Annotated in this window: 24 protein-coding genes; 16 read left to right on the plus strand and 8 right to left on the minus strand. The window is 59.6% G+C overall.

The window, feature by feature from the left end:
• Positions 1-104: 104 nt before the first annotated feature.
• The 7 genes from ATO9_RS24100 to ATO9_RS22650 form a co-directional block, all read right to left on the minus strand.
• Complete coding sequence (locus ATO9_RS24100; RefSeq protein WP_081979727.1) at positions 105-674, minus strand: L,D-transpeptidase; 570 nt, start codon at positions 672-674, stop codon at positions 105-107.
• Positions 675-777: 103 nt separating this feature from the next.
• Entirely contained in the window at positions 778-1,326 is a 549-nt protein-coding gene (locus ATO9_RS22625; RefSeq protein ID WP_043754909.1) for a methyltransferase family protein, read from the minus strand.
• Between the two features lie 7 nt (positions 1,327-1,333).
• Complete coding sequence (locus ATO9_RS22630; RefSeq protein ID WP_043754913.1) at positions 1,334-2,272, minus strand: cation diffusion facilitator family transporter; 939 nt, start codon at positions 2,270-2,272, stop codon at positions 1,334-1,336.
• Positions 2,262-3,023 carry a transglutaminase-like domain-containing protein gene (locus ATO9_RS22635; protein WP_043754917.1) on the minus strand — a complete coding sequence of 254 codons (762 nt, stop codon included), beginning with the start codon at positions 3,021-3,023 and terminating at the stop codon, positions 2,262-2,264. Before ATO9_RS22635 ends, ATO9_RS22630 begins: the two co-directional genes overlap by 11 nt.
• Before the next feature lie 93 nt (positions 3,024-3,116).
• Positions 3,117-3,851 (minus strand): cytochrome c biogenesis CcdA family protein, encoded by a 735-nt coding sequence (locus ATO9_RS22640; RefSeq protein ID WP_043754919.1) that lies wholly within the window; start codon positions 3,849-3,851, stop codon positions 3,117-3,119.
• 78 nt (positions 3,852-3,929) lie between these two features.
• A complete protein-coding gene (locus tag ATO9_RS22645) occupies positions 3,930-4,256 on the minus strand; it encodes a YnfA family protein (protein WP_043754923.1) in 327 nt (108 codons plus the stop codon).
• A 1-nt stretch (position 4,257) separates the two neighbouring features.
• Positions 4,258-4,686, minus strand: coding sequence for a MerR family transcriptional regulator (locus tag ATO9_RS22650; RefSeq protein ID WP_037239845.1), 429 nt, complete (start codon positions 4,684-4,686; stop codon positions 4,258-4,260).
• Positions 4,687-4,900: 214 nt separating this feature from the next.
• On the opposite strand from ATO9_RS22650, the gene ATO9_RS22655 reads away from it, so the two are divergent.
• The 13 genes from ATO9_RS22655 to ATO9_RS22715 all read left to right on the plus strand — a co-directional run bounded on the left by ATO9_RS22655 (position 4,901) and on the right by ATO9_RS22715 (position 15,456).
• Positions 4,901-5,467, plus strand: coding sequence for an SCO family protein (locus ATO9_RS22655; protein WP_043754936.1), 567 nt, complete (start codon positions 4,901-4,903; stop codon positions 5,465-5,467).
• 5 nt (positions 5,468-5,472) lie between these two features.
• On the plus strand, positions 5,473-5,895 hold the full coding sequence (locus ATO9_RS22660) for a disulfide bond formation protein B (protein WP_043754939.1): 423 nt from the start codon (positions 5,473-5,475) through the stop codon (positions 5,893-5,895).
• The gene (locus ATO9_RS22665; RefSeq protein WP_043754942.1) at positions 5,892-6,551 is read left to right on the plus strand and encodes a DsbA family protein; all 660 of its coding nucleotides are present in this window, start codon (positions 5,892-5,894) and stop codon (positions 6,549-6,551) included. Before ATO9_RS22660 ends, ATO9_RS22665 begins: the two co-directional genes overlap by 4 nt.
• A 28-nt stretch (positions 6,552-6,579) precedes the next feature.
• Positions 6,580-7,047 (plus strand): copper chaperone PCu(A)C, encoded by a 468-nt coding sequence (locus tag ATO9_RS22670; RefSeq protein ID WP_418887940.1) that lies wholly within the window; start codon positions 6,580-6,582, stop codon positions 7,045-7,047.
• On the plus strand, positions 7,047-7,673 hold the full coding sequence (locus tag ATO9_RS22675; RefSeq protein WP_043754945.1) for an SCO family protein: 627 nt from the start codon (positions 7,047-7,049) through the stop codon (positions 7,671-7,673). Before ATO9_RS22670 ends, ATO9_RS22675 begins: the two co-directional genes overlap by 1 nt.
• The gene (locus ATO9_RS22680) at positions 7,670-9,043 is read left to right on the plus strand and encodes a M23 family metallopeptidase (RefSeq protein ID WP_043754946.1); all 1,374 of its coding nucleotides are present in this window, start codon (positions 7,670-7,672) and stop codon (positions 9,041-9,043) included. Before ATO9_RS22675 ends, ATO9_RS22680 begins: the two co-directional genes overlap by 4 nt.
• A 3-nt stretch (positions 9,044-9,046) precedes the next feature.
• The gene (locus ATO9_RS22685) at positions 9,047-9,505 is read left to right on the plus strand and encodes a DUF411 domain-containing protein (protein WP_043754949.1); all 459 of its coding nucleotides are present in this window, start codon (positions 9,047-9,049) and stop codon (positions 9,503-9,505) included.
• A 22-nt stretch (positions 9,506-9,527) separates the two neighbouring features.
• Positions 9,528-10,310: a ZIP family metal transporter gene (locus ATO9_RS22690; RefSeq protein ID WP_043754952.1), complete on the plus strand. Its 783-nt coding sequence runs from the start codon at positions 9,528-9,530 to the stop codon at positions 10,308-10,310.
• Positions 10,294-10,788 carry a signal peptidase II gene (gene lspA, locus ATO9_RS22695; protein ID WP_081979728.1) on the plus strand — a complete coding sequence of 165 codons (495 nt, stop codon included), beginning with the start codon at positions 10,294-10,296 and terminating at the stop codon, positions 10,786-10,788. Before ATO9_RS22690 ends, lspA begins: the two co-directional genes overlap by 17 nt.
• Positions 10,789-10,853: 65 nt before the next feature.
• On the plus strand, positions 10,854-12,356 hold the full coding sequence (gene lnt / locus ATO9_RS22700) for an apolipoprotein N-acyltransferase (RefSeq protein WP_238318855.1): 1,503 nt from the start codon (positions 10,854-10,856) through the stop codon (positions 12,354-12,356).
• On the plus strand, positions 12,356-12,523 hold the full coding sequence (locus ATO9_RS24655; protein WP_005641387.1) for a hypothetical protein: 168 nt from the start codon (positions 12,356-12,358) through the stop codon (positions 12,521-12,523). The genes lnt and ATO9_RS24655 overlap by 1 nt, the downstream gene beginning before the upstream one ends.
• Positions 12,524-12,547: 24 nt before the next feature.
• Positions 12,548-14,467 (plus strand): penicillin acylase family protein, encoded by a 1,920-nt coding sequence (locus ATO9_RS22710; RefSeq protein ID WP_043754959.1) that lies wholly within the window; start codon positions 12,548-12,550, stop codon positions 14,465-14,467.
• Positions 14,464-15,456 carry a cytochrome c oxidase assembly protein gene (locus tag ATO9_RS22715; RefSeq protein WP_043754962.1) on the plus strand — a complete coding sequence of 331 codons (993 nt, stop codon included), beginning with the start codon at positions 14,464-14,466 and terminating at the stop codon, positions 15,454-15,456. Before ATO9_RS22710 ends, ATO9_RS22715 begins: the two co-directional genes overlap by 4 nt.
• Positions 15,457-15,699: 243 nt before the next feature.
• On the opposite strand, the gene mntR is transcribed toward ATO9_RS22715, so the two are convergent.
• The gene (gene mntR / locus ATO9_RS22720; RefSeq protein WP_009820125.1) at positions 15,700-16,170 is read right to left on the minus strand and encodes a manganese-binding transcriptional regulator MntR; all 471 of its coding nucleotides are present in this window, start codon (positions 16,168-16,170) and stop codon (positions 15,700-15,702) included.
• Between the two features lie 94 nt (positions 16,171-16,264).
• On the opposite strand from mntR, the gene ATO9_RS22725 reads away from it, so the two are divergent.
• From ATO9_RS22725 to ATO9_RS22735, 3 genes are all read left to right on the plus strand, one after another.
• Positions 16,265-18,145, plus strand: coding sequence for a cytochrome c peroxidase (locus ATO9_RS22725; RefSeq protein WP_043754968.1), 1,881 nt, complete (start codon positions 16,265-16,267; stop codon positions 18,143-18,145).
• Complete coding sequence (locus tag ATO9_RS22730) at positions 18,145-19,020, plus strand: phosphate/phosphite/phosphonate ABC transporter substrate-binding protein (RefSeq protein WP_043754971.1); 876 nt, start codon at positions 18,145-18,147, stop codon at positions 19,018-19,020. Before ATO9_RS22725 ends, ATO9_RS22730 begins: the two co-directional genes overlap by 1 nt.
• The coding region (locus ATO9_RS22735) for a phosphonate ABC transporter ATP-binding protein (RefSeq protein WP_043754974.1) at positions 19,017-19,691 on the plus strand (675 nt) is incomplete at its 3' end. The genes ATO9_RS22730 and ATO9_RS22735, both read left to right, overlap by 4 nt.

Here is a 19,691-nt window from a genome sequence, read left to right on the forward strand (position 1 = left end):
TGAAGTTTATGTAAAATAATAACGCTTCTCTTCGGAGTTCCGAAAGCGTATTTTGTGACATTTATTCACCGACGCACTACGATGCTTGAATAAGAAGCCGGCATCTAGAAAATCCTGACCTGCGTACCAACCTCCGCCAAATCAAAAAGCTCCGCAATGTGCTCGTTATAGAGGCCGATGCAACCGTTGGAAGACTGGCGTCCGATCTTGCGAGTGTCGCCGGTGCCATGAACTCGATAGTATTGCCAGGAAAGATAAAGAGCGTGTGTCCCGAGGGGATTGTCCGGACCCGGAGGCCAATAGTCCGGCCACTCAGGATTGCGTTCTTTCATGGACGGCGTGGGTCGCCAACTTGGGCCTTCGACCTTCCGGATAACGCGAGTATAGCCACGGCGCGTTAGTTCTTCAGACGCCGGTACGCTTGATGGATAGAGCTTATAGACGCTTTCGTCCTCAGACCAGAATTGAACCGCCCGCGAATTGATATCGCAAAGGATTGCACCATGTTCAAGATCATCGAAGTGCTCCTGCCAAGAGTCGACTTTGAACGATGAGATGTTTCTTCGCACGGCATTTGGCTCTGGCTCTTGGGCGCGAAGCAACCCTGGCACAGATAGGATTCCGGCCGCAGCCGTGCATAGAAATTGGCGTCTTGAGCGGACATCGAGCTTCATACTCTTAGCCTCTTTTCTGATTACTCTTTAATTGAATTGGTAGTGCCTCTAGTAGCTAGAGGTTCAATAGGTGCAAGGTTGACGTTTTCGTGAGTTAACCTGTCTACAGGTAGCGTCTCGTCTTTGCACAGTAGTTATCGAACTCGCGCCCAAAGCGCTCGCGCAACCAGTGCTCCTCGGCGAAGGGCGCGATCATCAGTACGGCAATCGCCAGTATTCCTACCACCAGAGCAATTGGTGATGCAGAAAGAACCAGCCACCCAAAAACCATGAAGGCATCGGCAACATATTGCGGGTTGCGCGAGTAGCGATATAGGCCGTTTGTCTTTAGCGTTCCCTCGGCACCACCCGTTTGCGCAATCCCGAATCTATTAACGGCACTCCAAACCACGACATTCGACAAGACGACGATTGGGATGCCCAACCCATATCGCAACCAAGCCGGCAACACCATTTGGCCCCAACCAATAACTCCAAGTGCGATCAGTGTCCCGAACAACGCAAAGGTTGGAACCCAGACGACGACTGGCGTCCAGGCACTGTAGGTTTTCGGCGGCCATATGCGTCTCGCAGGATAAACAATCGACCAAACCAGCGCACCGAGAGTAGCTGCAGCAATCAGAAAACCGATGATGACAAGCACGGCAGACATCTAAGACCTATTGACCCTGGCGCTTGTCATGACCGAACAGTGGAGCCTCGGCATCACAGGCACCTGTGCGCTCAAACTCCAGAGTGGAGTGATTGATCCCAAATTCTGCACCAATCTGCGTCTTTAGCTCTGCCTTGATCTGTTCCAACCGGTCCCATGCGGCGTCTTCGACCACGACATGGGCATCGAGCGCCGGCGCATTTTCTTCCATCTGCCACAGGTGCACATGGTGCACGTCCCTGACGCCATCTGTTTGGCGCAGGGCAGCCACCACCTGCTCCCCGTCAATATCCGGCGGAGAACCGAGCATGAGGGTTCGGACAGGGCCACCAATCTCAGTGAAGGCCAGGTACAGAATGTAAATCGCGATCCCGATTGTGATTGCGGGATCAACCCAACGCATGTCATAAAGTATGATCAGTGTGCCGCCGACAATCACGGCGACCGAGGCCAGCGCGTCCGAAAGATTGTGCAGGAACAAGGCGCGGATATTCTGGCTGCCCTTCTGCATCGAATAGGTCAGCGCCGCCGTCAGGGCGTCGACGACCAGCGCCAATCCCGCGATGATAACGACAGTCCACCCTTTAACTTCGGGCGGTTCAAACAGGCGGATGCCGCCTTCGTAGATAAGATAGAGCCCGATCACGATCAGCGTTGTGTAATTGATCAAGGCTGCCACCGTCTCGATCCGGCCATAGCCAAACGTCATCCGTTCATCGGCTGGCCGACGTGCAATCTTTCGGGCTGCAAAGGCAATGACGAGCGCGGCCATGTCCGAGAAGTTGTGAAGCGCATCCGCGATCAACGCGAGTGAGCCTGCGAAAATGCCGCCCACGATCTGGGCGACGGTCAGAAGTCCGTTGGCCCAAATCGCAATCGCCACGCGGCGATCCCCACTGGACGGGTCCAAATGGGCATGGCTGTGACCGTGGTGATCATGTGGCATGGGTCTCTCCCCCGTGCAGGTGCGCAACGGACGCGTCGGGTTTCAGACGGCCCGCGCGGAAGGCCCGAACGCGGGCGTTCATCCAATGACGGATGATGTTGCGGTAGAGCCATCCACGCAAACGGCCGAACTTCTGCTCATGTTCTGCATAGAAGGCGTCGGGGGTTTCGAACGTTCCAAAATCACGAACGATACCGGTTTTCTGAATATAAGTGCTGCCGCCGCTCCAACTGACTGGTGGCGCACTCAGGCAATCCGTTCCGGCCCCGTAGCCGCAAAGGCTTTCTGTTTCGCTGAATTCCTTCTGAAGCGACTGCAGGAAGGGGGCGTCCAGAATGAAGCCTTCGAGATTGATCCAGCCCTCTTCTGTTTCGACTTCGACCCACGAGTGCAGAATTTCGGACGGTGCGAGGGGGTAGACCAGTTCGGGCACCACGCCACGCTGCAGGGCCTTGTGGATGGTGAAGCCGTGCAGTCGGCAGCGGATGCCTACGCTGCGCAGCAGTGCCATGAGAAGCGTCCCTTTCGTGTTGCACTGCCCGTAGCCGTCGGTCAGCACCGCAGAGGCGGGAATGTCGTCGACGCGGTTGTAGCCGAACGCAATCTCGTTTCGCACAAAGTCATAAACCGCGCCAATCCGGTCGACACGGGCAAGGTCATGCCAGCCACGATCTCGTATCAGGTTCGAGATTGAGGGCGAGTCAAAATCCAGCAGTCTTGTCGCGGTTAAATAGGAAACGGTGGGTGCCACAGGGTCTCTCCTCGAATCGTTCACGAGGAGTCTTAATCTCTACAGTGACTAGAGAGACAAGCCTTTTCTCAAATGTCACTTTCGATCATGATTTTATCCGATCGTGCCAAGGGCCGGGAAGGTTTCGAGCAGCCAGAAGGCAAGGCGGCTGATTTGACCTGTCATCACGCCGATACCCATCAGCACCATCAGACCGCCCGATATACGATAGAGCCATCGACCAGCCGCACCGATCCGCTTTAGCCTGCCTGCAATCTCGTTGGTGAAGAGCGCTATGATCAGAAACGGCATTCCAAGTCCTGCGGAGTAGATTGCCAGCAAGGCCATCCCGTCCGCTCCAGATGTCGCGCTCACTGCCAGGATCGACCCGAGTACAGGGCCTATGCAGGGCGTCCAGCCAAAGGCAAAGGCAAGGCCCAAAAGGTAGGCTCCGACGGCGCTGCCGCCGTCAACTTTCACGTCGGGCCTCGTGTCACGCATCATGGCGGGGATCTTGATCGCGCCCATCATGACAAGTCCGAACAAGACGATCAAAAAGCCACCCGCAAGCCCGAGTTCGTATTTCCAGCGCAAGAGCATCCCGCCCAAAAGACTTGCCCCGGCCCCGAGCGCCACGAAGACTGTCGAAAACCCGAGCACGAACCACAAACTCAGGACCACGCTGCGCGCCCGTTCGGCAATGCTGCGCGCCGCCCCGGATTTCGCGGCGGGCTGTCCCGCGATGTAAGAGACGTAGCCAGGTGCAAGAGGCAAGACGCAAGGCGACAGAAAGGATATAGCGCCACCCAGAAAAGCCGCGACGATTCCAACACCTGAGATTTCGAACATTCAATTCCTGCCTTGCTTTAGCCTGTGAAACGCGCACCGTTGTAAAAGCTAAAGCTACTGTAGGAGCAATGCCGTTTTTTACGCTCCGCGGGGTGCCGCGAGGATGATAGCGGCACCCAACAAGCATACAGCGGTGCCGAGCAGATCCCACCTGTCCGGCCGGTGCCCTTCGGCGAGCCACATCCAGAGAATGGACGCGGCAATATAGATCCCACCATAGGCCGCAAAGGCGCGTCCCGCAGCCACAGTGTCGACCTGAGCCAGAAGCCAGCCGAACGCCACCAGCGCCGCCACACCGGGGACAAGCCAAAGAGGGGACGCGCCAAGACGCCACCATGCCCAGATGACAAAGCATCCGGCGATCTCAGCCAAGGCCGCGAGCGGATAGACGAGCACTGCGGTCATCTCAGGCGCCGATCTCGTCGTGGTCCGTCAGGCACTCGGAATGGTCGCGCAACACCTCCAGCACACGGCAATCCGCCGTGTGCCCGCCGCTGCATTCATGCACCATCCTCTGCAATTCCGTCCGAAGGGCTTCAAGTCGGGCCATACGTTGCTCAACCTGCTTGAGTTGTCGGCGAGCGATCGCATCGGCCTCCGCGCAAGACTTGTCCGGATGATCGCTGAGATCGAGAAGCTCACGGATCGCGTCCAGCGAGAACCCGAGTTGCCGCGCATGCCGGACGAAAGACAAGCGGTCAAGCTCACTATCTCCATAGCGCCGCTGACCGCCAGCCGATCGCCCCGGCTCGGGCAAGAGTCCGATCTGCTCGTAATAGCGGATCGTCTGCACCTTCGTCCCGGTCTTTTTTGCCAAAGTGCCGATTGTCAGCATATCACCTCTCCAGACTATCTACAGCCCGTGTAGCTTTAAGCGTTTTTTAGCACAAGTTCCGCCTGGCATCTCACAGATCGGTGAACATCGCTCTTCCGTCCACAATAGGTCTTGAACCTACAGTAGCTAGAGGGTGTAGACGCGCCTAAAATATAGAATCAAATTCTGGCGGAGCGGCGTGAAGCTTTCAGGTCTTCAAAAAGTACTATGGGTTTTGGCGGGCGTCGCGGCGCTCGTTTTCATCTGGCTGTTACTGTGGGCGGACTATCGCGCCGATCTTGCCCAAACCGAGACCGAACCACCTTTCCTTGCGCAGTTTGAGCTGACGGATCATACGGGCATGATCCGCACCGAAGAAGACTTTGCGGGTCGCTGGATGCTTGTGTTCTTTGGGTTCGCCAATTGCCCCGATGTCTGCCCGACGACGCTTGCAGAGGTGGCGGCGGTCATGGATGGACTTGGCGAGGATGCCGCAAAAGTGCAGCCGATCTTCATCTCGATTGATCCCGAACGCGATACGCCAATGACTCTTGCCGACTTTGTGCCGCGCTTTGATGCAGGCATCATCGGTCTGACCGGAACATCCAATCAGATCGCTGAAACCGCTGAAACCTTTCCGATCTACTTCGAACGGATCGAAGAGGCCAGCGCGCCGGATGGCTATACAATGGGGCACACATCGCACCTGTTTCTTTTTGATCCGCGGGCGGGCTTCGCCAATTCCTGGCCCTACGGCACACCCGCCGAAGAGATCCTTGCGGATCTGAGAGAGAGGATCTGATCGCCATGACCCGCCTTTCCGGAGAAACGGCGCTTGTTCTTGCTTGGATCATTGCGCTTATCGCATCGCTTGCCGTGCTCTTTATTGGCGAGGTGCTTGGTCAAACGCCTTGCGTCCTTTGCTGGTTCCAGCGCGCCTTCATGTTCCCCCTGGCTATCGTTCTTGGGCTCGGGCTGTGGTGGCAGGATCCGCGCGTGGGACGCTATGGCGTTGCACTGGCGCTTGGGGGGGCGGCAGTGGCGTTGTATCACATCGGCCTCTATGTCGGGCTGATCCCCGAGGCGATCCAGCCCTGCACGGCGACCGGCCCCTCTTGTACCGACGACAACCAGGTGGTCTTCGGCATTCCGATTCCGCTGATGGCGCTTGTCGCCTTCACGATGATCGGGATGCTGTCGGCCATTTCACTGAAGGAAAAACAAACATGAATCGACGCGGACTCATTCTATCCGTTCTGGCTGTTGGTGCCGCAGGTTTTGGCGGCGCGGCCTGGTATGCCACCCGCCCCCAACCCATGGCAGAGGCAGTACCTGTCGCGCCCGAAGTGAACGATTTGCTGATCCGGTCCTATTCCCCGATCCTCGGCCCCGAAACGGCACCTGTCACGATTGTCGAGTTTTTCGATCCAGCTTGCGAGGCCTGCCGCGCATTCTATCCCGTGGTCAAAGATATAATGGCTGAGCACGGTGATGCGGTCCGTGTCGTAATTCGATACACTGCCTTTCATGGGGACGCTTCGGTGGAAGCGATCCGCGTTCTCGAAGCTGCGCGGATGCAGGATGTGTTCGAACCCGTACTGGAAGCGGTCCTGCGCGAGCAGCCGCGATGGGCGTCCCATGGCACTCCGGCACCGGGTTTGATCCTTGAGATTGCCGCAAGCGGTGGTCTGGATGTCGAAGCGGCTCGGACACAGATGCTGGCCCCCGGTGTCGTGGCAGTGCTCAACCAGGACGGCGCTGATGTCGAAGCGGTAGGCGTGCGACAAACGCCCACGTTCTTCGTTAACGCCAAACCGCTAGACCCGTTCGGTGAGGCCGAACTACGGCGGCTGGTGGCTGCGGAAGTTGCGGCCAGCCAAAATTGACGCTCGGTTAGATACAGGAGAATTGTTCGTGAAAAAACTACCCTACATCAAGGGCTTGAGCCTTCTCTTACTGCTCTCGGGCACGTCGACTCCGGTATTTGCCGGTTCGGAGGATGTGGTCGTCGAAAACGCGTGGTCCCGTGCTTCAATCGGCGTCAACCGCCCTGGTGCCGCCTATATGACTGTGCGCAACACCGGTGAAGACACGGTCACGCTGACCGGGCTTACAACACCATTGGCCATGATGCCCGAGATCCATGAGACGAAAACCAACGCCGAAGGCGTCAGTTCAATGGCGCCTGCTGGCGAGATCACGATTGAACCGGGCCAAAGCGTTGCGTTGAAGCCGGGCGGATTGCACGCCATGCTCATGAAGCTGCAAAACCCGATGATCGAAGGCGAGACCTTTCCGCTGACACTGACTTTTTCGGACGGTGGTGAAGTGACTGTCGAGGTCCCAATTCTGGGCATCGCCGCGCGCGGGCCGGAGAGCTGATGCAGCGTCGGCATGTGGTCCAATACGGTGCAGCCGGTGTAGGCGCTGTCGCTCTGATGCTCGGCGTCGGTTGGTGGCGGGTGGATGGTCCCGGTGCACCAAAACCGGCCGGCCAAAGGCCTCTCCCCCTGTCGGCGATGGATTTCCGACTGACCGATCACGAAGGCAATGAAGTGGGCCCAGAAACCTTGATCGGACGCCCGACCATGGTGTTTTTCGGGTTCACCTACTGCCCGGATGTCTGCCCCACAACATTATCGGATATCTCAGGCTGGCTTGAAGATCTCGGAAACGAAGCCGCGCAGATGAACGTGGTCTTTATCACAGTCGATCCGGCGCGGGACACGGTCGAGGCCATGGCCGAATATGTCGGCTATTTTCATCCGGCTATTCGCGGCTGGACTGGGCCGGCAAACCAGATTGCCCGCGCTGCAGAAGGATTTCGTGCCTCGTATGAGCGCGTCCCGACCGAAGGCGGCGACTATACAATGAACCATACGGCAAGCGTATTCCTGTTCGATGCCAAGGGTGAACTTGTCACCATGATTGACTATCACGAGCCAAGAGAATTCGCAGTGCCGAAGATCCGGCGTGCACTGACAGAATACGTAGAGGGGGCAACATGAAGATTAGAATTGTTTTGGCGACCGTGGCAATCGCAGGCGCTTTTTCGCTGACCGCCATCGCCATTTCTGGCGTTCTTTCTAAAGAGGCAGTGCCTCCTGCGATTGCTGAAGCGACCCTCTGGACTCCCGATCCGCTCTCGATGCCTCAGATCGCCGACTACGATGTGACACCGCCCGCTGCATTTCACGCCGACAATGCTAGCCCAATGCGACCTCTGCCGCTCTTGCAATCTGTCTTCGCAGAAACCGCCTTGCCCGAGATTGAACCGCCTTTGATCACCTGGTCGCGTGAGATTGCGTCGGGCGAGACTCTGGATGCGGTCCTGGCGGACGCGGGTATCGCTGCGCCTGCGCGCGCCGAAATCGCGCTCGCGCTTGGAGCAGAATATGATCTGCGCCGATTGCGCCCGGGCCACGAGATCACCGTGATCTCAAAGGTTGACGGAAATCCGAGCCGCGTGGAACTGGCAGTTGACAATGGGGTGCGGATCGAAACGGTCTTTGGTCAGAAATTTGTCACACGCGTGTTGGAGCCAGACCCTGAAATGGTAACGTTCGCGGGCGAGGCAGTGATCGAAAGCTCTATCTTCGCGGCGTTGGACAAGGCGGGCATCCCTGCTCGCTTTGCGGTCGACATGGCGCAGATGCTGGGCGGCACAGTGGATTTTCGACGCGAACTTTCCGGTGGCGAGACGATGCGCCTCCTTTGGCGCGAGGCACGGGACGGCACCCAGAGAATTGGTCAGCCTGAGCTTGCCTTCGCTGAGCTGGATCTTGGTGGATCGGTCTACGAGATCGTCTGGCCGGACGACGGCAGCGGTCAAGCGACGATCTATGTCGACGGAGAAGTGCTGCGCGTGTTTGCGCAACCGGTGGAAGGAGCGCGGCTGAGTTCCGTCTTTGGCCGTCGCACACACCCAGTCTATGGGAATGTGCGCATGCACACCGGCGTCGACTTTGCCGCGGCAAGCGGTACGCCGGTAAAAGCAACGGCGCCCGGACGCGTGAGCTTTATCGGACGTCGTGGTGGATATGGCCGGGTGGTGGAGATTGCGCATGGATCCGACACACTTACACGCTACGCACATCTCAGCGAGGTGCCGGACAGCCTCGAACAAGGGCAGCGCGTGATGGCCGGAGACATGATCGGTCGCGTCGGTGCGACCGGCACCGCGACCGGTCCCAATCTGCACTACGAGATTCTGGTGGATGGTCGCCCGACCGATCCTCTTTCAGACGAGCGACTGGCAGAGGCGGCCGAGCGGGATGCAGACGACACTGCTGCGCTTGAACGACTGTCTGAGGCGCGTTCGCTACTCGCTGAGAGGCTCGCCAGCGAATTTGTGCAAACAACAACCGAAAGGCTTTAATCCATGAAACGACTGGCTCCCGCCCTTGCAGTCACGCTGGCCATGTTTCCCGCGGCACAAGCTGTCGCCGATGCGATCCAGATCGAAGTCCGGAAGACAAATGGCTGCGGGTGTTGCCTGTCCTGGATGAAGCACCTCGAGGCAAACGGCTTCGCACCGACAGGCGAGGACATGTTCGGGGGATCTCTTGTGCGCTTCAAACTCGACAATGGCGTGCCTCAGCGCATGGTCTCCTGCCATACGGCTTTGGTCGACGGCTACGTGATCGAGGGTCATGTGCCGGCATCAGACATTCAGCGTTTGTTGGATGAGCGTCCAGATGCGGTGGGGCTGGCGGTGCCGGGAATGCCCTATGGCTCGCCGGGCATGGGACCGGAGGATGATCGTGAGGCTTATGACGTCTTCCTGATCCGCGGCGATGGATCGACCGAGATCTTTAGTAGCTATTCGGCCGCTGATTGACGTATCGGCGAGACCTCAGCGCTTGGAACCCTTCTCCCCAATTACCCTTGGCTTTCTTGGAAGCCTGGCCGCCGGATTGCTGACAGCGGTCGGGGCGACCCCTGTTCTTTTCGGGCGCATCCCCTCCCGGGCTACGCGCGATCTGCTGCTTGGCTTCGCAGCGGGTGTCATGCTCGCTGCATCGTTCTTCTCGCTGATCATCCCGGCTCTCGACGCAGCCGAAGGACAGTCCGACAACGGTGCTCTCCCGGCGGCCATCGTTTGTGTTGCGCTCCTGCTTGGCATGGGTGCCGTTGCTCTGATGAACGAGCGGCTGCCGCATGAGCATTTCAAGACCGGGCGGGAAGGCCCAGACGCTGCTTCGCTGCGCCGCGTCTGGCTCTTCATCATTGCGATCACGATCCACAATTTCCCCGAAGGACTCGCCGTTGGTGTCGGGTTTGGGGCTGACGGTTTCTCTGGTGGCTTGCCGCTTGCGATTGGCATCGGGCTGCAAAACGCTCCCGAGGGTCTCGCAGTAGCGGTCTCATTGCTTGGTGAGGGATATTCCAGGCGCCGTGCGTGGGGGATTGCCGCCCTGACAGGTCTTGTCGAGCCGGTAGGCGGGCTTCTTGGGGCTGGGATCATCAGCATCTCGCAGCCGCTGTTGCCATGGGGCCTCGCCTTTGCCGCCGGGGCGATGCTCTACGTCATCAGCCACGAAATCATTCCGGAAACCCACCGTTCCGGCCATCAAAACAGGGCGACACTCGGTCTCGCGGTCGGCCTCGTGATCATGTTGTTCCTCGATGTATGGCTGGGATGATGAGATGAAACAGTCCCATTTCCAAGGTTTCATTGCGGCTGGAAGTGCTTTTCTTGTCGATCAGGTGACAAAAGCAATTGTCGTCGCCAATGCGGCAGATTTGAGCGCCGGAATTCCGGTCTTTCCCGGTTTCAATCTCATCTACCTGCGCAACGATGGCGTGACATTCGGATTACTTGGTGGAGCGCCATGGTGGAGCCTTACAGTGTTGGCCCTCGCTGTCTGTGGCTGGTTGACCGTCATGTTGGTGCGCACTGCCAACCCGGTTGAGGCTATCGCCTATGGTGCGATTATCGGTGGCGCGCTCGGCAACGTCCTCGACCGCATCCGGTTTCGGGGTGTGACGGACTTCCTCGATTTCTACGCCGGATCCACGCATTGGCCCGCCTTCAACATGGCGGATGTTTTCGTGGTCGGCGGCGTGGGCCTACTGCTCATAGCCCCTTGGTTGAGCGCCAAGTTTCAGACTGGCACATGATGACGGGCTTGCGACCACTGACGGGTCGTGGCCGTTACATTTCCCTGCGATCAGGGATTAGCTTTATGGCGGGCGGTTTAACGGTTTTAGCCCTTCCACCATTCTCATGGCTCATCGTTGTTCCGGTCGCCTTCTCAGCACTTTTTCTCATGCTCCGGCAGGTTTCGACAGCGCCTGCCTTCTTCATCGGCTGGGCCTTCGGAATAGGCCAGTTCGGGTTTGGAGTTTCCTGGATCGCCGAGAGCTTCTACGTCGATTCCGAACGTTTCGGTGCCCTTGCGATTCCGGCAGTCGCGGGACTGTCCGCCGGACTGGCCATTTTCCCGGCTCTGACAGCGATGCTTTTTGCTGCCGTGATGCAGCGCCGGGCTGTCGGCGGCATTGCAGCGGGCCTGCTGCTTGCAACCTGCTGGGTCGCACTGGAATGGCTGCGGGGGCATGTCCTGACGGGGTTTCCGTGGAACCTTGCCGCTTATGCCCTTGTCGATCACGCCGCCCTGCGCCAAACCGCCGCCTGGGTCGGAAGCTATGGGCTAAGCTTTCTCACGGTCTTTATCGGGCTGTTGCCCGGTGTGTTGATTGTGGCGGCACCAAATAGACGCGTGCCTGTTCTCGTGCTCTTCGCCGTTGCGGTGATGGGCCTCTGGGGTGGCGGCGCGTTGCGTTTAGGGACAAATTTGCCGACGACGGACATCGCTTTGCGCATCGTCCAAGGCAATGTGCCGCAAGTCGAGAAGTGGGCGCCGGGGAGCCGCGAGCGAACACTGGAAAAATACTTGAGCTTGTCTGCGCGACCTGGACGCTTCGACCTGCTGCTGTGGCCGGAAACGGCCTTTCCCGGTTTTCTGGACGAGGACGCCTTGGCGCGCAGGCGGTTATCCACGGTTCTGCCAGACGGCAGGATCCTTTTGACAGGAGTGCCTGACCGCGTAGAGGGCGATGGGGAAACCCGATATTTCAACACGGTTCAAGCCTATGACGGCAACGGCGAAATTCTGACGGGATATGCAAAACATCATCTTGTTCCGTTCGGGGAATATGTGCCCCTGAGAGGCTGGCTGCCGATTGAGCGGCTCACCGAAGGTTTGGGCGATTTCACGCCAGGACCAGGGCCACGCACGCTGGCGATCCCGGGTGCGCCTCTGGTCGCGGTGGCGATCTGTTACGAGATCATTTTTCCGGGCCAGGTGGTCGATGACCTTTTTCGCCCCGACTGGATTTTCAACGCAACAAATGATGCCTGGTTCGGTACCAGCATCGGCCCCGAGCAGCACCTCGCCTCCGCGCGCATGCGCGCGGTCGAAGAAGGGCTTCCTGTGGTCCGGGCGGCCAACACGGGGATTTCCGCGATCATCGACGCCAAGGGAGAGATCATCGCGCGCCTCGAGACCGGACAAACTGGAGTCATAGATGCCAGCCTGCCGACAGCGCTTGCGCCTACACCTTACGCACGTTTCGGTGATTGGACATCGCTGGCGCTCATCTGTGCGGTCTGGGCCTTAGCCTTTACCGTCGGATCGGCCAGACGATGTTTCAATTCAGAAAAATCAAAATCGGAGGAATCGTGATGCTGGTGCTCGCAGGCTTTGTCGGAGGGGCGCTCTGGGGTGGCTACCTGGCGCAACGGCGGAAAGGGAACCGCCTGGATATACTTCAATACGCGACAGGCTTCGGTATTGCTTTCGGCCTACTCGCTTTTTTCGCCTCGGTGATCCTCTTGCGCATCACGTCTTGAGAATGCTTTGGCACCGGCAACGAATTGAAACGACTGTTCAACATATTACTGTACTTGCTCCTGGCGATTTTTGCATCAGGACTGGCCGTATCCGGTGTCGTCTACTTTCTTTTGCGCGCCTCCGTCCCCGACTATGACGAGGATTTCAGTGTTGCGGGAATCGAAGGTCCAGTCGATATTCTGCGAGATGCTGCGGCCATACCGCACATTTCTGCAGACTCCGCTGCGGACGCCTATTTCGCGCTTGGTTTCGTTCACGCTCAGGACAGGCTTGGCCAGTTATTGAGGGCAAGGCGGGCAGCGCAAGCCTTGTTGCCACTTGACCAGACGATCGAAGTCGAGCCTTCGACAGCCCAAGCGCTCGACGCATATGCCGCAGGTGTCAACGCGTGGCTTGGTCTGGTATCCGAAGGCGGGCGCGGCAGAGGCTCACCCGATCTGTTGATCGCGGATGAGAGAATGATCGCTGCCTGGAGACCCGTCGATAGTCTCAGACTTGCCCAAGCGTTTCTGAACGATCTTCAACCCGAGAGACGCCAGAGTGACCTGTCCGGCTTGTCAGATCGACCTCTTTTGCCCGAGCTGTTTGTGACCTCGCCCAAGGTCAGCCTCGATGCTTGGGCGTTGCCTGGAGACAGAACAGCTTCGGGAGCACCAATTCTCGCCGCCGATATACGTGGCCCCTTATCGCTGCCTTCTGAATGGTACCTGGCGGATATTCAACTCCCGACCGGAGCCGCGATTGGGGCTACAATGCCGGGTGTGCCCTTCATTGTCGTCGGTCGCAGCGAACGCGTCGCTTGGGCGTTCCGATCTCTGTCACTGACTGCCCTTAAAGAGCCAGTGAGTCCCACCGCTGCCAAGGCCGGCAATTTTCTGATGATGCTTGACCGTCTGGCGCGGTCCGCCGATGTGAACGATGCTATGGACGCAAGCATGAACCTGGCACCAGCCGGATTGGAGATTCTTGCCATCGGCCGAGAAATCTTTGCTCGCTGGCCTGACAGGGAGGTCGAAACGCCTTTATCGTTTCGAGACGCCCGTCTGGCAGCTCTTGATGTGCGGCAACCGATATTCTCGGTCGAGGGCGCGATTGCGGCGCAGCGCGACACGGTCAGCACTGCCGCGCGGGCGCTTCTTCCTATAATGGCAAAAGAGCTCTGGTTCGTGGGTTCCGCAGGCGCTCTCAAAGAGAACCGCGCAGATGAGCTTCGCGGCGATATTCTGGGTCAACTTGCCCAATGGAATGGCGACATGGATCGCTTTTCACCGGAACCGCTCGTGTTCTGGGCCTGGGCGCGCGCGTTGCAAAAACGGATACTTCAGGATGAATTTCCATCCGCGACAACGGTCTGGGCCAGGCCAAATGCCGATATCCTATTTGCGGTGCTTTCAGATCGCGGAGGGAGCGCAATCTGGTGCGACATCCGCCCGTCCACCCGCATCGAGACCTGCCAGGATCAGGTTCGTGCGGCCCTGGATGATGCCATCGGCTGGCTTGTCGACCGCTACGGACCCGATCCGTCAGATTGGGTCTGGGGCGAAGCACACGCTTTGAATATGGGGTGGGCGCCAATCCGATCGAGTGGGATCATCAGCGATCTGCTGTCTCTCGAAGCCCCATCTTCGGGCGATCCATACACACTGATTGCAACGCTGTTCTCTTCTGACAATGACCGCCCCTTCGCGGCCAGCGCGGGCACCAATTTTCAGGCGGTCATGTCGTTTTCGGAAGAAGCCGGATCCTATTTCATCGCGCCAGCCGGTCAGTCCGGCCACCCGCTCTCACGTTTCTATGAAAACCTTTTTCTCATGTGGATGCAGGGCAAATATCTCACGATGTCCACTGATCTGTCCTTGGCCCGGGGTGGCGCTGTGGGAACATCCCGACTTTCACCGGTATCCGTCGATACGCCGACAATACAAAATGACAGGAGCCGATGATCACTTACTTCCTCCTTTTCGACCCGTTTGGGTATGCGATTTCGCCAGTGTCCCTTGTTTCCGTCAGCTTGGCCGCATGGGTCTACATGCGCGGCCTAGTGCGATCCGCTCGCATTCGCGGGACGGTGTCTATGTGGCGGCAAGCCCTGTTCCTCGCTGGCTTGACCTGCATTCTCGCGGCCACAAATGCGCCTCTGGCTTCGTTGGGGCATAGCCTCTTTTCGGTGCACCAAGTGGAGCACCTTCTCCTCCGCCTTGCAGGACCACTACTCTTCGCGGTCTCTCAGCCGTGGCGATTATTGCAAGCCGGTTTGAACAGACGGTGGAGTCGATACCTCGGCGCTCTTGGAAAATCTTTTGCATTTCGGTTCTTGGCACATCCGGTAACCGCCACTGCCGCGCTCATCACATCGCTCTTTATCTGGCAGATTCCAGTGCTTTACGGACTTGCTCAGCGCATCGCGGCGATCGAGGTGTTCGCCCATTTTGCGATGGTGCTGGCAGGGATCTGGTATTTCGGCATGCTCTTCGACCCGAGAGATCCCCCTGAGGGCGCGAGGCGCGGCGCAAGGCTGATCTCCGGTTTCGCGGTGATCGTTTCAAACATTTTTCTGGGTTCCTTGACGACACTCAAAGAGGTGAGCCTCTATGCCTCCTACCAAACGGCGGGAACCGGGTTTCTCGATCCCCTGTCCGACGAAACCATGGGTGGCTACACGATCTGGGTCCCGTCCTCGATGCTGATGATCGCCGCGATCATTCTGGTCATGAACGGGTGGAACGCGGCCGAGGTGCGTCGCTGGAATTCACGATACGAGTTGGTGCGAGGGTCAAACTCCGCGGCGCTCGAGTTTCCGGAAACGGCCGAAGAATTGCGTCTGAAAGTAGCAAAGCCAAACCGCGACATGGGCCGGACGCTCGCCATAGGCGCCTTGGTCATGTTCTTGATCGTCATGACGACGGTGATGACAATTGTCTATGCGCTTTGAACAGAGGACCAAATCAAGGGCTGCACCCGCGTCTTTTCCCGCGATCGACATTTTCGCTGCTCCGTCGTCGCAGTCAGGGATTTTGGGCACACTATCTCGGGCTGGCCAAGCTCAGAGGACACGAACGATTTTCTGCACTAAAGTTGACCATCAGAACAAATGCCAACCCACCAGCCTTTGACTGCTGACGCCGCCGCCTCCTGAGTCTTGCTTTGCTGAATTTCGCGAGAACTTGATGCTGCGCTACTTGCCGCTCTGAGATTGCAGGAGGGCGTGTTCGAAGGCCTCCAGCGTGGTCGTGCTGACGTGATGCTCGATCCCCTCCGCATCGCGTTCCGCAGTCTCTTCGTCGATTCCCAGGCTGAGGAGAAACGCGACGACGATCCTGTGCCGCCGGCGGCAGGCCTCGGCCAGCTCCCGACCGGCATCCGTGAGGAATATGGCGCGATAAGGTTCCCGCCGCACCAGGCCAGCAGCCTTGAGCCGCGAGATGTTCTTGGTCACGGTCGGCGGCTTCACTCCAAACCGTTCGGCGATTTCCACCGGCCTTGCCTCTCCGCGCGACTCGATCAGTTCGGCGATCAGTTCAACGTAATCTTCCGCCATTTCGCTCTCATGTGCCTGACGCACGGTCGCGAACCCCTCAGCCTGTGCTTCGGGAGCCCTGTCGACAGTTTCGAACGGTTCATGTTCCTGTGATTGCAGCTTTGTCATACTTGAGACTTTGCAGGGAAACTGCAGGATTGACAACTTGTTTGCTTAGGGTAGATAAGTTAGCCATGTCTAACTTTTGAATTCGGAGACTGCAGTGATTCAGAAATTCCTTGGAGCGTTCATTGCTGCACTCGCAAGTGCGCTCGTCCTGTCCGGACCTGTCGCTGCGACGCCTGCCAAGGAGGCTCCATGGCTTCCCGAGGCGGCGGCCTACCGGTTGACTCTCTTCCTCGGAAATCTCGAACCGCTGCCCTGGGATGACGTCGTGACCGCCTGGGCCGAACCCTACCGGGGTTCGGAATTCTCTGTCGGTGCATTAGCATGGCTGGACGGCAGCAGCGACATCGGACCCGCCCCCCTTCTGGACGCCATCACTCGCAAGGACCGTCAGGCGGTTTTCGCCGAGGCGACACGGCTCATCGCGCTCAGGATCGAAGAGGAACTGGACCGGGTTCTCGCGACCGAAGACCCTGCGACGGCACAGCAGGCCTTGCGAACCGCACGCGAACTCTACCGTGCGTTCGAGGACGGCGTCGCGGCCGCCGATTCGGAGGCTGCGAGACGGATCGGCCTGGCTTGGCTGGAGCTCAATAGCAGCACCGGGTTCTCTGGCGTACTTGGCGCAGGCTCGACATCTGCGGATCGCGAAACCATGGAATCCGCGCGCGCTGTCATCTCCGGCTATCTCGCCGAGAATTACCTCGTTGACGACTTTGCTACGCGTCGGGCGTTAAGCGCCCTGCCGGAAACCGCCGTGCTCAGCGGTCGCGCCATCGAGGTGCCGCCAAGCCTGCCACCGGGCTCCGACATTTTCGATCAGGACCCGTTACCACTGCTCGTCCTCAACTTCGAGGAGCAGGGCATCGACGAGACCGATCTGCCGCTTGTTGCCTACGGCGACATGCTGTTCGACAGTGCGCAAATCTTCGGCAGCCCCGCGCGCGATCTCGGGATCACCTGCTCGACCTGTCACAACCGCTCGGACATCAACCAGCGGCTTTTCGTTCCGGGCGCAAGCCACCAGCCAGGCACGATCGACGTCGACGGCGCCTTTTTCAACCCGATCTTCAACGACCGGCGCGACGACCCGCTCGACATTCCGAGCCTGCGCGGCTTGCGTTTTACAGGTCCCTACGGCCGCGATGGCCGTTTCGCCTCCCTGCGCGATTTCACCCGCAACGTGATCGTCAACGAGTTCGGCGGGGATGAACCGACGCCCTTCATGATGGACGCTCTCGTCGCCTACATGCTCGAATTCGACTTCCTGCCGAATTCCATGCTGACGACTGATGGCCGCCTGACCGACACGGCCCAAGCGGCCGCCCGGCGCGGCGAGGAGATCTTCAACCGGCCCTTCGCCGGGCTCGGCGATCGGTCCTGCGCCAGTTGCCACGTGCCAGACGCGAACTTCCTCGACCGGCAGGCCCACGACATCGGCTCCGTCGCGCCGGGCTACGAGGGGGCTCGCGCCGGTGCGCTGGACACGCCCACGCTGCTCGGCACGGCCTATACCGCCCCCTATTTCCACGACGGGTCATTGCCGACGCTGGCCGCCGTCGTGGACTGGTTCGACGAGACGAAATCGCTTGGGCTGACCGAGGATGACCGCGCCGATCTGACCGCCTATCTCGAGACCGTTGGCGCGGCAGACGAGCCCTATGAGGCCTTCGACACCGAGAATACCGCTTTCCGGCTGGCATTCGCCGAACTGACGACCTTCGCCTCGACAATCGATACGCTACTGCCGCGGCGGGACGCGGAGCATATCCTGCTGCTGACCGACACCGTGGCCGCGGACCTCTCGGCGGACGCCAGTACCATGTCGAACCTCCCCGCCCGGCCCGAGGTCTATGCGCTGGCCGAACGTCTGGCCGCGGTCGGCGCCGCTGTTCGCGTGGAAGACTGGGAGGCCGCTGAAGCAAGCTGGACCGCGTTCAAGTCCGAAGCCGACGCAATCGAAGAGAGGGCATTCTGATGCCAGTCCATCTGACCCGCAGAACGATACTGACCTTGATCGGCGCGGGCGCGGTGTCTTTGGCGACACCTCTCGCCGCGCAGGACGATGCACTGCGGCTTGCCTTCATCCCGCAGGAGAACCCGGAGAAGCTGCTTGGCGATATCGAGGCCATCACCGGCTGGCTGGCCAGTGAGATCGGCGTCCCTGTCGAAGGGTTCGTTACCATCGACCATGCAGCGGCGGTCGAGGCGCTGCGAAACGGCGACGCGGATATCTCCTTCATGGGCGCCCTGCCCTTCGTTCTGGCCGAGGCCGAGATCGGTGCCGTGCCGCTCCTGTCCGAAGTCTACCGGGGCGCGCCGAGCTACACGGGCCGCATCTTCGTGCGCCGCGACAGCGGCATCCGAGCGCTCGCCGACCTGCGCGGGCACGACATCGCATTCGCGGATCCGATCTCGGAATCGGGCTATCTCTATCCGCTCGCCGAATTCGTTGAGGCCGGGCTGGTCGAAGGCCCCGGAGAGGCAGAGGCATTCTTCGGCCGCATCTTCTTCGCGGGTGGTTACCAGCAGGCGATGCAGGCGATGGCCGAAGGCCTGGTCGATGCCGCAGGCGCCAGCCAGTATGCCGACCTGCTTCTAACGCCGCAGCAACAGGCGGAGGTAGCCTGGATCGCGGAAAGCGCGCCGATCCCGAGCCATTTGGTGATCGCTCGCCCGGGGCTCGATGCCGCTCTGCGGGACCGTTTTGTCGACGCAATGCTGCGGCTCAACGAGCCGGAGCACCGCAACAAGCTGGGCTTTCTTTATGGACCGGATGGCTATGTCAGGGCCGACGGGGCCGCCTATGACGGCGTACGCGATATGGCGAAGCAATACGGGCTGTTGCGATGAGCACAGCTATCGAAATAGACGACCTGAGTTTTGCCCATACGGGCGCGGACCTCCCGGCGCTGGAGCGGGTCTCGTTTCGGGTTTCGGCGGGCGAGAGCGTCGCTTTACTCGGCCCGTCCGGGGCGGGCAAGACGACCCTGCTGGCACTGCTCGACGGCAGGCTCCAAGGCTGGAGCGGGCGGGTATCGGTTCTGGGTGCGCCGCTCGATCCCGACCTCCCGCCGCCGCGCGCGCGCCGCCCGGACACCGGTTTCGTGTTTCAGGAGTTTGCTTTGGTCGAACGCTCCACGGTTCTGCGTAACGTCCTCAACGGGCGCCTGGGACGCATGCCGCCACTGCGGGCCCTGCTGGGATCACCGACCGCGCATGATCTGGAGATTGCGCGCACGGCACTTGCCGATTGCGGCATTGCTGATCTTACCGAACGCAGGGTCGACAGTCTCAGCGGCGGTCAGCGGCAGCGTGTGGCCATCGCGCGGTGCCTGGCCCAGGAACCGCGTCTGATCCTCGCCGACGAACCGGTGAGCAATCTAGACCCCGAGCGTGCCGGAGAGGTCCTGGCGCTGCTGACTGGGGCGGCGCAAGCGCGCGGCGCGACGGCGCTGTTTTCGTCGCACCAACCCGATTTGGCACGGCGTTTCGCGCGGCGCATCATCGGCATTCGTGGCGGG

The sequence above is a fragment of the Pseudooceanicola atlanticus genome (genome assembly GCF_000768315.1).
In the GTDB taxonomy this organism is placed as follows: Bacteria; Pseudomonadota; Alphaproteobacteria; order Rhodobacterales; family Rhodobacteraceae; genus Pseudooceanicola; species Pseudooceanicola atlanticus.